Origin of the sequence: Gordonia caeni, assembly GCF_039537105.1 — a bacterium.
Lineage (GTDB): Bacteria > Actinomycetota > Actinomycetes > Mycobacteriales > Mycobacteriaceae > Gordonia > Gordonia caeni.
Map to the genome: position 1 here is coordinate 51,407 of NZ_BAAAZW010000011.1, position 13,180 is coordinate 64,586.

Genomic DNA, 13,180 nt, shown 5'->3' on the forward strand with positions numbered 1-13,180 from the left:
GCTTCCCTAAAGACAACACTCAGGAGCAACGCAACCCGATGACCTCCACCACACGCCCCGACCTGATCGACGGCTATCTTCCGCCCGTCAGCGACGCGCAGCAGCGGTACCGCTCGGCGGGATCGTTCGACGAGGCTCCGCTCTGGTCGGCGGTGGAGCGGACCGTCGCGGCGACGCCGGCGGCACCGGCGGTCACCGATGCCACGACCGGCACCACCCTCAGCTACGACGAACTGTGGTCGGCCGCCGCCGCCCGCGCGGCCGGTCTCGCCGGCTCCGGCATCCGTCCCGGCGATCGAGTGGTGGTGCAGCTGAACAACTCCGCCGCCTTCGCGGTGACCCTGCTGGGTCTGCTGCGGGCCGGCGCCGCACCGGTGCTCACCCTGCCCGCTCACCGGATCAGCGAGATCGCCCACTTGGCGGCCGGCTCGGGCGCCGTGGCGTACTTCACCGAGGACGACCGCCGCGGCTTCGACTATCGCGCGCTGGCCCGCGACCTGCAGAGCCGGGTGCCCACGGTGCAGCAGGTCTTCGTCGACGGCGCCCCGGGCCCCCACTCCCCCCTGCCCGACGGCGACCCGCGGGACTGTCCCGACCACACCGCCGACCCGGACTCACCCGCACTGTTCCTGGTGTCCGGGGGCACCACCGGTCTGCCCAAGCTGATCCCCCGCTCGCACAACGACTACGCCTTCAACGCCCGCCGCTCCGCCGAGATCACCGCACTCACCGCGGACGACGTCTACCTCGCCGCCCTGCCTGCGGCGCACAACTTTCCGCTCTGCTGCCCGGGCCTGCTGGGCATGTTGCGAGTCGGCGGACACACCGTGCTGACGCCGAACCCGAGTCCGGACAGCGCGTTCGGGGTGATCGAGAAGCACCGAGTCACGGTCACTGCACTGGTGCCCGCACTCGCCCAGCTGTGGTGCGCCGCTACCGAATGGGAGCCGGCGGATCTGTCCTCGTTGCGCCTGCTGCAGGTCGGGGGCGCCAAACTCGCCGAGTCCGATGCGGCGGCCATCGACGCCGCCTTCGGGCCGGTGGTACAGCAGGTCTTCGGCATGGCCGAGGGGCTGATCAACTACACGCGTCTGGACGATCCTCGCGATCTGGTGCACCGCACCCAGGGCCGCCCGATGTCGGAGTTCGACGAGGTCCGCATCGTCGACGCCGACGGCGCGGACGTCCCCGACGGCACCGCGGGCGAATTGCTGGTCCGCGGTCCGTACACCATCCGCGGCTACTACCGGGCGCCCGAGCACAATGCCCGCAGCTTCACCGCCGACGGCTACTACCGCTCCGGCGATCGCGTCCGACGCCTGCCGTCGGGCCACCTCGCGGTGACCGGACGGATCAAGGACACCATCGTCCGGGGCGGCGAGAACGTCGCCGCAGACGACGTCGAAGAGAACCTGCTGGCGCACCCGGCGATCGGCCAGGTCGCCGTGGTGGGCGTCCCCGACGACGCGCTCGGCGAGCGGATCTGCGCCGTGGTGGTGCCGTCCGGCCCGCGCGCGGGGCTGGACCTGCCGTCGGTGCGCGCCTTCCTCACCGAACGAGGCCTCGCCTCGTTCAAACTTCCTGATCAGTTGGAGTTCGCGGGCAGCCTGCCGGTGACCGCCGTGGGCAAGATCGACAAGCCGGCGGTACTCGTCCTCATCGGCGTGGCCAGTGGGGAGTCGTAACGCAGTTGTGACTGGTGTGACTTGTGAACGCTCCCGCCGAGGGCTATACCTGATGTGAGGAACATCACAGGAGGTGAGCAATGCACCGGATATCGCGACGCCCCAAGCCGCCCCGGCCCGCCCGTGCGATCCTGCAGCAGATCTCCGAGGTCGTGCACAATCCGGTTCGGGAACGCTTCGAACTCTGGATCGCCGGCGACCTGGTCGGAGTGCTCGGCTACTCGGTCGACGAGACCGGCGGCCAACGGACAGCGACCATCCTGCACACCGTGCTCTACGACGAATACAGCGGCCACGGCCTGGCCACCAGGCTGACGGGCACCGCCGTGGACTTCATGCGCGAGAGCGGCATGCGCGTACGGCCCGTGTGCAGCTTCACCAAGCACTACCTGGCGTCCCGTCCGGGCGCGGCCACCTTGGCACCGGCCTGATAATTAGCCTAGGCTTACCTCGTTCAGCGACGAGGGAGCGGGTATGACGACATCGGTCAGCGGGCGCGGCTGGCAGGGCGCGGTGATGAAGCTCTTCAACGCCGACGACTTCGAGATCACCGTGACCCGCACCGAGGCGGTGACCGAGCACTACCTCCGACTCGGCTTCAGCGGCGGCGGCCTGCTCCAGAAGATCCCCGTGCATCCGACGATGTGGGTCCGGGCGTGGTTCGAAGCCGGCGGCTCCCTGCACCAGCGCGGCTACACGCTGGTGGACCCGGACCCCGAGTCCGACACCTTCGACATCGAGTTCGCCCTCCACGACGGCACCGCCGCGCACTGGGCGGAGCAGGCGGAACCGGGCGACGTCCTGCCGGTGACGGTGATGGGCAGCGACTTCGCGATCGGCGACCCGGCTCCGGCGGGGTGGCTGATCGCCGGCGACACGGCCTCGCTCCCGGCGATCAACTCGCTCCTCGACGCCCTGTCGGCGGCCGGGTCACCGGCGCCGGCGACCCTCTGGCTCGAGTACCAGCACGACTCCGACCGGGATCTGCCGCTGCATCGGCGGCCGCAGGACACCGTCACCTGGATCCCCCGCGAACGCGAGGGCGCGACGCTGGTGGAGACGGTGCGCGTGGCCGCCGAATCCGGAATGGACACCACCGGCTACCGCGGCTGGGTGGCCCTGGACAGCAAGAGCACCCGCGCGGTGACCGGAATCTTCCGCAGTGACTTCGGGCTCGGCCGCAAGGGCGTCAAGTCGATGGCCTACTGGAAGGTGGGCAAAGCCTTCGCGTAGGGTGGCGCTCACAACTGCACACACGGGGGCTCTCGCGAACCGAGGGCTGAGAGGGCGACAGGCGGTCGCCGACCGTACGAACCTGTCCGGATAATGCCGGCGTAGGGAGTTCCTCTTGAGCACGTCTGTCCCCTCTGCACGCCCCTCGGCCGATGAGCACACCACCGGTGGCGTCACCCTCGGCCCCATCGAGGGAAGCACCAAGCACTACCTGGCCGACGGCGACCTGCGTATCCCACAGCGCCGCGTCCACCTGACCAACGGCGAGCACCTCGACCTGTACGACACCTCCGGCCCGTACACCGATCCGGAGGTCGAGATCGACGTCGAACGCGGGCTGCCGCCGGTGCGCGGTGCGTGGCGACGGCCCGCACCCATCGACGGTGCCGCCACCCAGCTCGCTTGGGCACGAGCAGGTCTGGTCACCGCGGAGATGCGGTTCATCGCCGCTCGCGAAGGATGCGACGCCGAACTGGTGCGCAGCGAGGTGGCCGCCGGCCGCGCGGTGATCCCGGCCAGCCATCGGCACCCGGAGTCCGAGCCGATGATCATCGGCAAGGCCTTCGCGGTGAAGATCAACGCCAACATCGGCAACTCGGCGGTCACCTCCTCGATCGAGGAGGAGGTGGAGAAGATGGTCTGGGCGACCCGCTGGGGCGCCGACACCATCATGGACCTGTCCACCGGCAAGGACATCCACGTGACCCGCGAGTGGATTCTGCGGAACTCCCCGGTCCCGGTGGGCACCGTGCCGATCTACCAGGCGCTGGAGAAGGTCAACGGCGACCCGGCGGCCCTCACCTGGGAGATCTACCGGGACACCGTGATCGAGCAGGCCGAGCAGGGCGTGGACTACATGACCGTGCACGCCGGCGTGCTGCTGCGCTACGTGCCGCTGACCGCGCGGCGCGTCACCGGCATCGTCTCGCGCGGCGGCTCGATCATGGCCGCTTGGTGTCTGGCGCACCACACCGAGTCGTTCCTGTATACGCACTTCGACGAACTCTGCGAGATCTTCGCCCGCTACGACATCACCTTCTCGCTGGGCGACGGCCTGCGCCCGGGCTCCATCGCCGACGCCAACGACGAGGCCCAGTTCGCCGAGCTACGCACCCTCGGCGAACTCACCGCGATCGCCAAGAGCCACGGCGTGCAGGTGATGATCGAGGGCCCCGGGCACGTGCCGATGGACAAGATCGCCGAGAACGTGCGCCTGGAAGAGGAACTGTGCGAGGAGGCGCCGTTCTACACGCTGGGACCGCTGGCCACCGATATCGCACCGGCCTACGACCACATCACCTCGGCCATCGGCGCGGCGATGATCGCCCAGGCCGGCACCGCGATGCTCTGCTACGTCACCCCCAAGGAGCACCTCGGCCTGCCGAACCGGGACGACGTGAAGACCGGGGTGATCACCTACAAGATCGCCGCCCACGCCGCCGATCTGGCCAAGGGACATCCGCGCGCACAGGAACGCGACGATGCACTCTCCAAGGCGCGCTTCGAGTTTCGCTGGAACGACCAGTTCAACCTCGCCCTGGATCCGGACACCGCCCGGGAGTTCCACGACGAGACGCTGCCCGCCGAGCCGGCCAAGACCGCGCACTTCTGCTCCATGTGCGGGCCCAAGTTCTGCTCGATGCGGATCTCCGCGGACGTGCGCGCCTACGCCGAAGAACACGGCCTGGTGACCGCCGAGGACATCGACGCCAAGCTGGCCGCCGACATGGCCGCCAAGTCCGACGAGTTCCGCCGCTCCGGCGGCGAGGTCTATCTGCCGCTGGAAGCACTCTGATGATCCTCCCGGCGACTCCCCCCACCACTCCCACGCCACTGCCGCCACCGGAACCCGGCGCCGTGCCGCGCCGGGTGATGACCGTGGCCGGGTCGGACTCCGGCGGCGGCGCGGGCATCCAGGCCGATCTGCGCACCTTCGCGCTGACCGGGGTGCACGGCTGCGTCGCCGTCACCGCGGTGACCGTGCAGAACTCGCTGGGTGTGACGGGCGTGCAGGAGATCGATCCGGAAGTCGTCGCCGCACAGATCGATTCGGTGACCGCCGACATCGGCACCGAGGCGGTGAAGACCGGCATGCTGGCCTCGGCGCCGATCATCGAGGCGATCGCCGCCGCATTCGGCCGCGCCGGTATCGGGGCCGATGGGCCGATACCCCTCGTGGTGGACCCGGTGTGCGCGTCCATGCACGGTGACGCGCTGCTGGCGGCCGACGCACTCGGCACGCTGGTGGGCCGGCTCCTCCCGATGGCCACGCTGGTGACGCCGAACCTCGACGAGGTGCGGCTGATCACCGGGATCGACGTGGTCGACGACGCGACGCAGGAAGCCGCCGCCGCCGAACTCCATCGGCTCGGCGCCCGGTGGGCGCTGGTCAAGGGCGGGCACCTGCGCGGCAGCGAACGCAGTCCGGATCTGCTGTTCGACGGCGCCCGGTTTCACCGCTTCGACGCCCCACGCGTGGACACTCCGCACGACCACGGCGCCGGGGACACGCTCGCCGCGGCGGCCACCGCCGCACTGGCGCACGGACTCTCGGTCCCCGAGGCCGTGGCCTTCGCGAAGGACTGGGTGACCCGCGCCCTGACCGCCGCCTATCCGCTCGGCGCCGGCCACGGACCGGTCAGTCCTCTGTGGCGAGTGGCGGAATCGGCTGCCCGCTGAGCAGCAGCGCGCGGCACTCGGTGGGCCCGATGCCCACCTTGGCACGGAACCGGTTGCGGAAGGTCGCGACCGACGTGAAACCGGAACGCCGGGCGACGTTGCCAATCGGCGTGCGCGGTTCGGCGCGCAGCAACTCCAGCGCCGCCTGGATACGGCGGTCGGCGATGCGGGCGGCCAGCGACTGGCCGGAGTCCTCGAAGTACCGGTAGGCCTGACGTCGCGACAGATGCAGTTCGGCGGCGATGCTGTCGACTCCGAACTCGGGATCGGCGTAGCGCCGCTCGATCACGTCGACCACGGCCTCCCGGACGAAGATCGGGTTGTCGGTGAGCGAAGAACTGATGCCGGTCAGCTCACCGAGGGCCGAGACGATCAGATCGACTGCGGCCAACTCGGTCTCGGTACTCGGCTTCGGTCCCACCCCGGTCGCGGTGGGCACCGCGAAGCTGGTGATGAACGACGCCGTGGCGCGCGCCAGCAGACTGCCCGAGACGAACGGCTGCCAACTGCGCTCGATCGCCGCCCGGCGCTTGCCCAGCAGCCGCCGCGGGATCACCACCCCCACCGAGTCCACCGGATTGTCCGACAGCTGCACGTAACTGGTGGCGTTGCCGGTGAGGATCAGTTCGCCCGGCCGGTATTGGATGCGCCGGTTGCCCCGTTCAATGCGCGTGGTCGCATGGTCGATGACTGTACCGACCACCAGTTCGTCACTCGGCCGGGCCCGCGTCAGCGCTTCGCTGCGGGACAACGTCACCGGGCTCCGCAGCGCGGCGAAGGAGGAGCTGATCATCGAGAGCTTCGAGGTGTACATGTACACCTCGAACTCGTCGGGTTCGATGGTCTGCACATCCTGATCGAGCCGGTAGAGATCGATCGCTTCGCGGCCCACCAGATGCAGATCGGGGTCCCCTACCGGCGCTCCGGCGATCATGCTCAGCCGCTCCCGCCATGCGGCGACGGTGCGGTCGTCGAGGGCACCCGCGGTCGATCCCGCCGTCCCCCGTGTCGCCGTCCCGCGTGCTGTGGTCCCCCGCGTTGTTTCAGTGACCGGCGGGAGCATCGTGGCCCTCGCGGTTCCAGGGGAGCCGCGGCAGAGCGATCGCCGACGACACGAGGAAGCACAGGGCGCCGATGAAGGTCCCCCAATTGGCCATCGCCGCGTCCGCGGTGCTGCCGCTCTGGTTGATGAACGATCCGACGGCCGCCACCCCGAAGGCGATGCAGCCGAGCATATTGATGTGCCCGGCCCAGAAGTCGGGGCTGCCGGGCGACAGGAAGGCGTTGCCGGCTCGGACGAACGCGAGGATCACGAACGAGCCGCTCAGCAAGAAGGCCACCGAGCCGCCCGCATCCGGGTTCCACACCAGGTGCTGTTCGCCCTTGACGGTGTGGGCCATCAGCGCCGCGGTCGTGCTGACGTTGAACAGCAGGGTGCCCAGGAACTGCGTCGACCCGGCCAGCCATTCGGCGCGGAACATCTCGCCCGGCGAGTAGGAGACCTTTTTCATCATCGGGCCGCTGCGCACCAGCTGAACCAGCGCCGCTGCGGTGAAGAACCACGCGCCGAAGAAGTAGCAGAGGTTGGCGGCATTCGCGCCGGCGGCATCGGAGAAGCCCGGCGCGGCCCCCAGTGCGAACAGGGACGAACCGATGAGGAAGCCCCAGCACTGCTTCGCCAGGGTGGGGGTGAGGATGCGGCCGGCCAGGGCTGACTCAGGGTGCACCGCACTCGTCATGTCGTGAATCTCTTTCTACGGCGGCCCGCGCCCCCGCGATGCCGTCGTACCCGTTGCACACCGTGCCCGCCCGGTGCCGATCCGGGCGGGCACGGCAAGTGATCAGTGATGGAAGGACGCGCTCCGCTTCTCATGCGGCATGGGTCCGTCGAGCTGCTGCAGGAAGTCGACCTCGGTCTTGATGTCTGCCAGCAGTTTGGTGGCCAGGTCGTGGCTGAGCCCGTTCCGGACCACGATGCGCTGCAGGGTGACGTCGGAGAGGTTGTCCGACAGCGGGTAGGCCGGCACCTGCCAGCCCTTCATGCGCAGACGGTCCTCCAGGTCGTAGAGCGTCCAGTTGTCGCTGTGGTCCTTCTTCAAACGCCACGCGAAGACCGGAATGGTGTCGCCCTTGCTGATGAGCTCGAACGGCCCCATGTCGGCGATCGCGGCGGACAGGTACTGTGCCACGTCCAGGCACCCCTGCTGCACGGCGCGGTAGCCTTCCTTGCCCAGGCGCAGGAACTGGTAGTACTGCAGCAGCACCTGCGCGCCCGGGCGCGAGAAGTTGAGCGCCAGGGTGGGCATGTCACCGCCGAGGTAGGCGCAGTGGAAGATCATGCTCTCCGGCAGCCGCTCCTGATCGCGCCAGACGATCCAGCCGACGCCCGGGTACACCAGGCCGAACTTGTGCCCGGACGTGCTGATCGAGGCGACACGGGCGACGCGGAAGTCCCACTCGAGCTCGGGCTGACAGAACGGTGCGATGAAGGCACCCGAGGCGCCGTCCACGTGGATCTTCACGTCCAGGCCGGTGTCGGCCTGGATCTCGTCGAGCTTGGCGGCGATCTCCTTCACCGGCTCGTACGCGCCGGTGTAGGTCTGGCCCATGATCGCGACCACGCCGATGGTGTTCTCGTCGACGTACTTGTCCAGCTCGTAGCCGTCGAGGAACAGGTGCTCTTCGGTCACCGGGACCCAGCGCGGCTCCACCTCGAAGTAGTTGCAGAACTTCTCCCAGCACACCTGAACACCGGTGGACAGCACCAGATTCGGCTTCTCCACCGACTTGCCGGCCGCCTTGCGCGCCGCCTGCCAGTGTCGCTTGAGGGCCAGGCCGCCCAGCATGCACGCCTCGGACGAGCCGATGGTGGAGGTACCGATGGTGTCGCCGGCATCCGGCACGTGCCACAGGTCGGCCAGCATCCGCCAGCAGCGATCCTCGATGGCCGCGGTGGCCGGGTACTCGTCCTTGTCGATCATGTTCTTGTCGACCGTCTGGGCGTAGAGGAGCTTGGCCTCCTTGTCCATGTACGTGGTCACGAAGGTGGCCAGGTTCAGACGGGATGAGCCGTCGAGCATCGCCTGATCGTGCACGATCTGATAGGCGGTCTCTGCGGGCAGCATGCCCTCGGGGATCTCGTTGCGCGGCAGGCTCGTCGCCTCACCGCGCTGGGTGAAGACCGGGGGCAGCTTGATGTGGCTGCTGTCGAGATCGGTCATTTCTCTCTCCGTTCTGGGTGTGCTTTTGAAGAATTGATGTCAGTGAGGTGCGGCCGGGTACTCCAGAGGACGTCGTGGCTGGCGGTCAGACCTCCACCGGCGGATACAGGCGGTCCATGGTGTACTGCCGGTTGCGGTGCGCCGCCCACGTCGAGATCGCCAGGAAGATCACGATCAGACCGCTGATCACGGCCAGCGCCACCCACAGCCGGTAGTCGATGCCACCGACGGTCAACTGCCGCAAGCCGTTCACCGTGTACGTCATCGGATCGACCCAGTGGATGTACTGGAACGGTTTGGTGGTGGTCTGCACCGGATAGATGCCGCCCGCGGAAGTCAGCATGATCATCAGGAACGCCAGCGTCACCACTCGCCCGACCGCTGCGCCGAAGAGCGCGTTGAACATCTGGATCATCGCCATGAACATCGCGACCATCAGGACCATGAAGCCGTAGGTCGCCCACGGATGCACCGGCTTCAGCCCCACCGCGAAGACGGTGACCAGGAACAGGATCGCGGCCTGCAGAGCGCCGACCGCGAGGGTCGGTGCGAACGAGGCCAGCACCACGCGGAACGAGTTGAGTCCGTGCGCGATGGGCCGCGCCTGCAGTGGCGTGAACAGCATCCAGGCGATGATGCTGCCGACGAACAGCGCCAGACCGAAGAAGAACGGCGCGAACCCGGTGCCGAAGGTGGCGGCCCTGTTCTCGTAGCGCTCATCGAGGGTCACCGGCTGCCCGAGCACCTTGGCCAGCTGCTCCTGCTGCTGCTTGCTCCAGTGCGGGATCGCCTCGGCGCCTTCCTCCAGACCGGAGGCCAGTTCGTCGGCGCCGGAACTGAGTTCGGCCAGACCACTCGCCAGCTCGGCGGTGCCGTCGCTCAGTTCGGTGACGGCGCCGCGGACCTGCTCGATGTCGGTGACCAGGCCGCCGGACTCGAACAGGGTGAGCAGCGTCCGCAGCGGACTGGACGGATTGTTCAGCTGCTCCGACAGCAGGGCCGAATCGTTCTGGATCGCCGTCAGGTCGCCCGGGGCGTCGGGGCCGAAGCCCTGGGTGGCGAGGAAGTTCTTCACCGGTTCCAGCGCCGGCGCCAGGGACCGCACGGTCGGGTCCGGATTCGACCTGAGCTGTGCGCTGAGCGCGGTGATCGCCTGGTAGGCCTGCGACTGGGTGGTCGCCGCCGTGCCGAGGGTGGTGCTCAGTTCACCGATGTTCCGGCCCAGCCGGTCGGCGGTCGCATTGACCTCGGCGGCACTCGGACCGCCCTGATCGTGCGCCTGTGCCGCGGACAGCAGCGGATCGGTGGCCTCCATGACGCCGCTGGCGAGCTCCTGCACGCCGTCGTTCAACTCGTCGGCGCCGCTCTTGGCCTGCTGCAGGCCGGTGGCGAGCTCTTCGGCGCCGTCGGCGGCCTCGGTGATCTTGCCCATCATCGGGTCGACCTGCTGGAAGACCACGTCGAAGGTCTGTGCGCCCACCTGGGCGCCCACCATGTTGACCACCTGGCCGGCCGCGTCCTGGCCGATGATGGTCGCCAGGTAGTTGTTGGCGTCGTTGTAGGTGAAGATCAGGTCCGCCGACTTCGGGTCGTCACTCATCGGGGAGGCGAGCGACTCGCTGAAGTTCTCCGGCAGCGTGATCGAGAAGTAGTAGGTGCCGCGGGCCACGCCCTCGGCGGCCTCTTCGGGCGAGAGCAGATGCAGGTCCATCTGCTTGGAGGCGATCAGGCCTTCGGCGACCTGCTCGCCCGCTTCGAGTTTCTCGCCCTCCACCGTGGCGCCCTTGTCGGCGTTGACCAGGGCGACGGGCAGCTTGTTGACGTCGCCGAAGGGGTTCCAGAACGCCCACAGGTACAGCGCGCCGTACATCAACGGCATCAGGATGATGACGATGAGCGCGAGTCGGGGCATGCGACCGCGGTAGTACCGCTTGAAGTCGCTGCCCGGGGAGAAGGCTGCAAGCATCTTCACAGAATCTGGTCCTCGCGCTCGAGCCAGACGAACTCGTGGTCCGTCAGGTTGGTCACCTCGATGACATCGGTGATCCCCGGCCGGGGCACCACCCCGTTCACGTCGGCGGTGATAACGGTCTGTTCACGGCCCAGGTCGATGAGCCGGTCCAGCAGTCGCTCGGTGCTGGCATCCCGGGTCAGATTGTCCACCCCGCCGACCACCAGCAACGGGGGTTTGCGCATGTTGGCCATCGCGATTCGGAACAGTGCCGCGGTCAGTTCCGGGAGTTCCTCGACGTAGGCGTCGAGCGTCGGCAGCGTCAGGGGGCCGAAGGCCGGGCGGCACAGCCGCTCCAGGTCGTCCTCGTTGCCCACGCCGACGAACTTGTACCAGGGCGCCTTCCATCGGAGCTGCTCGGTCAGCACGTCGCGGACCCGGATGGTCTGTTCGATGCCGTCGACCTGGTCGATGAAGCCGATGGCGGCGTTGGTGAACAGGTTCTGCGCCTTGTTGGTGCGTCCGAAGGCCGTCAGCGTGCCGGTGCTGGGCTTCATCCGGCCGGCGAGAGTGAGCAGGAGCGCGGTGCGGCCCCGTCCACCCGAGCCGACCAGAACGCTCACCCCGCCGCGCCGGATCGTCAGATCGACGGGACCATAGATGTGGCCCCACGAGGCGTCCACCCCGATGCCCTCGGCATCCAACAGCACATCGTCCTCGCGCACCGGCGCGATGGGGGCCGTGTCTCCGGCGGCGTAGCCGGGATCGCCCAGTTCCCTCTCGGGGTCGGTCGACATCAGGTGTCTGCTCCTCGTTGTTCCCACTGTCCCCGGTGTGCCGTTGCGCCCGGGGCTGCGCACCATGCTAGTCAGCGCACCGCCCGGCACTGGCCATTACGTCACGAAGTCACCCGACTTCGAAACTTCCCCTTCACCTGCGGCGTTCCGCCTGCAATGATCGCCCGCTTCCATTCGTGACGCGCACGCTTTCGGTGCCGATGGCACAGAAGCGCGTCCACCTGGCACGAAATCCGGACTACCGCAGCATGATTCGAACTACCGCAGCACGCGCGCCAGCCAGGGGGTGGAGTCGGGCATTGAGGCGAGGACGGCGCTGGAGTGGTCGTCGTCGGGGTACACGTGCAACGTGACCGGCTGATCGTTGGCCTTCATCTGCGCATAGAGCGACAGTGCGGACGGGGCCGGGACGTCGACGTCGCGCAGGCCCTGACCGAGGAAGATCGGCCGGTCGTAGCCCTTGTACGGGGTCAACATGTACGACCGCATGGCCTGCGACAATCCGGGGATCGACATCAGCGGGGCGGAGAACCAGGTCTTGACGTCGTCACCGGCCAGCTGCTGCTTCAGCACCGGGTAGCAGGTGGACAGTCCCTGCTTGATCCGCTCCTTGCCGCGCGCCGTCATCACCCGGGTCAGGTGCAGGTCGGGGCGCGTGTTGTTGAGCCCGGCCAGGATGTACGCGGTGTAGGCGTTGAGGCTGCCGGGCAGGGTGACCGGAGGCATCGCCGGCCCCATCAGCTGGTAGAGGTTCTCCAGATTGGCCGGGATGCCGGTCGCGACCACGCCGCGGTAGTCGAGGCCGCGGCCGCGACTGAACTCGGTGGCGTAGCGGGCGCCGTTGAGGGCGGCGGCGGCCCCCTGCGACTGACCGATGATGGCCCAGCGCTTGCCCAGCTTCGCACCGGCCGGCAACTGCAGCTGCTGGGCGGCGACGGTGATGTCGACGATCGAGTGCGCAGCAGTCTTGCCGTTCAGGTAGGCCATGACGCCGGGGGTGCCCAGGCCGACGTAGTCGGCGGCGACCACCGCGTACCCCTGCTCGAGCCAGTGCCCGAGGTACTTCACGTCGCGGTCGCTGCGCGGGTGGGCCGAGGGCGTGCACTCGTCGTCCATGCCGACGGTGCCGTGTGCCCACGAGATCACCGGCCAGCCGCCGGCCGGAGCGGGCCCCTTGGGCAGGAAGACGGCACCGGTGCTGGTCGCCATCTTCCCGTGCTGGTTCTCACTGGAGAACTGGACGCGGTAGGCGGTGCTCGCGGCCGGCAGGGTCAGCGGCGTCGCCAACGGAACCTGCGCCATCAGCGAGCCCGCCCTGGCCGGGATCGGGCCCGAGTAGTCGGTGACGTCCAGGCCCGACCAGTCGGGGGTCCCGATGGAGACCACGTCGTCGGCGCGGGCGGGCCCGGCGGCGGAGACGGCGACCGGCAGCATCAGGGCGGCGGCGGCCAGGACGGCGATGGACCGGCGTCCGCGGCGGGGCGCCCGATTCGGCAGTTTGCTCATGGCGCGGACATTAGCGAGCGGTGTGCCCGGTTCCGTCGCTCCGGCGTGATCCTGGCGCTGATCGGCGCACCTCCGGCACGAATACCGTCTCCGGCGGGGCCCTGCGGC

At 68.7% G+C, this 13,180-nt stretch carries 11 protein-coding genes and 1 riboswitch; of the genes, 5 read left to right on the forward strand and 6 right to left on the reverse strand.

Annotated elements, in window-relative coordinates; all coding sequences use genetic code 11:
• Positions 1-38 precede the first annotated feature (38 nt).
• The 5 genes from ABD732_RS16420 to thiD all read left to right on the forward strand — a co-directional run bounded on the left by ABD732_RS16420 (position 39) and on the right by thiD (position 5,597).
• Positions 39-1,685: a (2,3-dihydroxybenzoyl)adenylate synthase gene (locus ABD732_RS16420; protein ID WP_344785563.1), complete on the forward strand. Its 1,647-nt coding sequence runs from the start codon at positions 39-41 to the stop codon at positions 1,683-1,685.
• Positions 1,686-1,765: 80 nt separating this feature from the next.
• Positions 1,766-2,116 (forward strand): GNAT family N-acetyltransferase, encoded by a 351-nt coding sequence (locus ABD732_RS16425; RefSeq protein WP_344785564.1) that lies wholly within the window; start codon positions 1,766-1,768, stop codon positions 2,114-2,116.
• Between the two features lie 43 nt (positions 2,117-2,159).
• The gene (locus ABD732_RS16430; RefSeq protein WP_344785565.1) at positions 2,160-2,918 is read left to right on the forward strand and encodes a siderophore-interacting protein; all 759 of its coding nucleotides are present in this window, start codon (positions 2,160-2,162) and stop codon (positions 2,916-2,918) included.
• Positions 2,919-2,930: 12 nt separating this feature from the next.
• Positions 2,931-3,043, forward strand: a riboswitch (TPP riboswitch).
• Positions 3,034-4,713, forward strand: coding sequence for a phosphomethylpyrimidine synthase ThiC (gene thiC / locus ABD732_RS16435; RefSeq protein ID WP_344785566.1), 1,680 nt, complete (start codon positions 3,034-3,036; stop codon positions 4,711-4,713). (Overlaps the previous riboswitch by 10 nt.)
• Positions 4,713-5,597, forward strand: coding sequence for a bifunctional hydroxymethylpyrimidine kinase/phosphomethylpyrimidine kinase (thiD, locus tag ABD732_RS16440; protein WP_425553073.1), 885 nt, complete (start codon positions 4,713-4,715; stop codon positions 5,595-5,597). Before thiC ends, thiD begins: the two co-directional genes overlap by 1 nt.
• Here thiD and ABD732_RS16445 read toward each other — a convergent pair.
• The 6 genes from ABD732_RS16445 to ABD732_RS16470 form a co-directional block, all read right to left on the reverse strand.
• Complete coding sequence (locus ABD732_RS16445) at positions 5,557-6,531, reverse strand: AraC family transcriptional regulator (protein WP_344785567.1); 975 nt, start codon at positions 6,529-6,531, stop codon at positions 5,557-5,559. The genes thiD and ABD732_RS16445 overlap by 41 nt on opposite strands.
• 109 nt (positions 6,532-6,640) lie before the next feature.
• A complete protein-coding gene (locus ABD732_RS16450) occupies positions 6,641-7,336 on the reverse strand; it encodes a hypothetical protein (RefSeq protein ID WP_344785568.1) in 696 nt (231 codons plus the stop codon).
• Between the two features lie 102 nt (positions 7,337-7,438).
• Positions 7,439-8,818 (reverse strand): glutamate decarboxylase, encoded by a 1,380-nt coding sequence (gene gad, locus ABD732_RS16455; protein ID WP_344785569.1) that lies wholly within the window; start codon positions 8,816-8,818, stop codon positions 7,439-7,441.
• Between the two features lie 85 nt (positions 8,819-8,903).
• Positions 8,904-10,784: a YhgE/Pip family protein gene (locus ABD732_RS16460; RefSeq protein ID WP_344785599.1), complete on the reverse strand. Its 1,881-nt coding sequence runs from the start codon at positions 10,782-10,784 to the stop codon at positions 8,904-8,906.
• Between the two features lie 2 nt (positions 10,785-10,786).
• Positions 10,787-11,566 (reverse strand): ATP-binding cassette domain-containing protein, encoded by a 780-nt coding sequence (locus tag ABD732_RS16465; protein WP_344785570.1) that lies wholly within the window; start codon positions 11,564-11,566, stop codon positions 10,787-10,789.
• Positions 11,567-11,824: 258 nt separating this feature from the next.
• Positions 11,825-13,072 carry an alpha/beta hydrolase family protein gene (locus ABD732_RS16470; protein ID WP_344785571.1) on the reverse strand — a complete coding sequence of 416 codons (1,248 nt, stop codon included), beginning with the start codon at positions 13,070-13,072 and terminating at the stop codon, positions 11,825-11,827.
• Between the last annotated feature and the right edge of the window lie 108 nt (positions 13,073-13,180).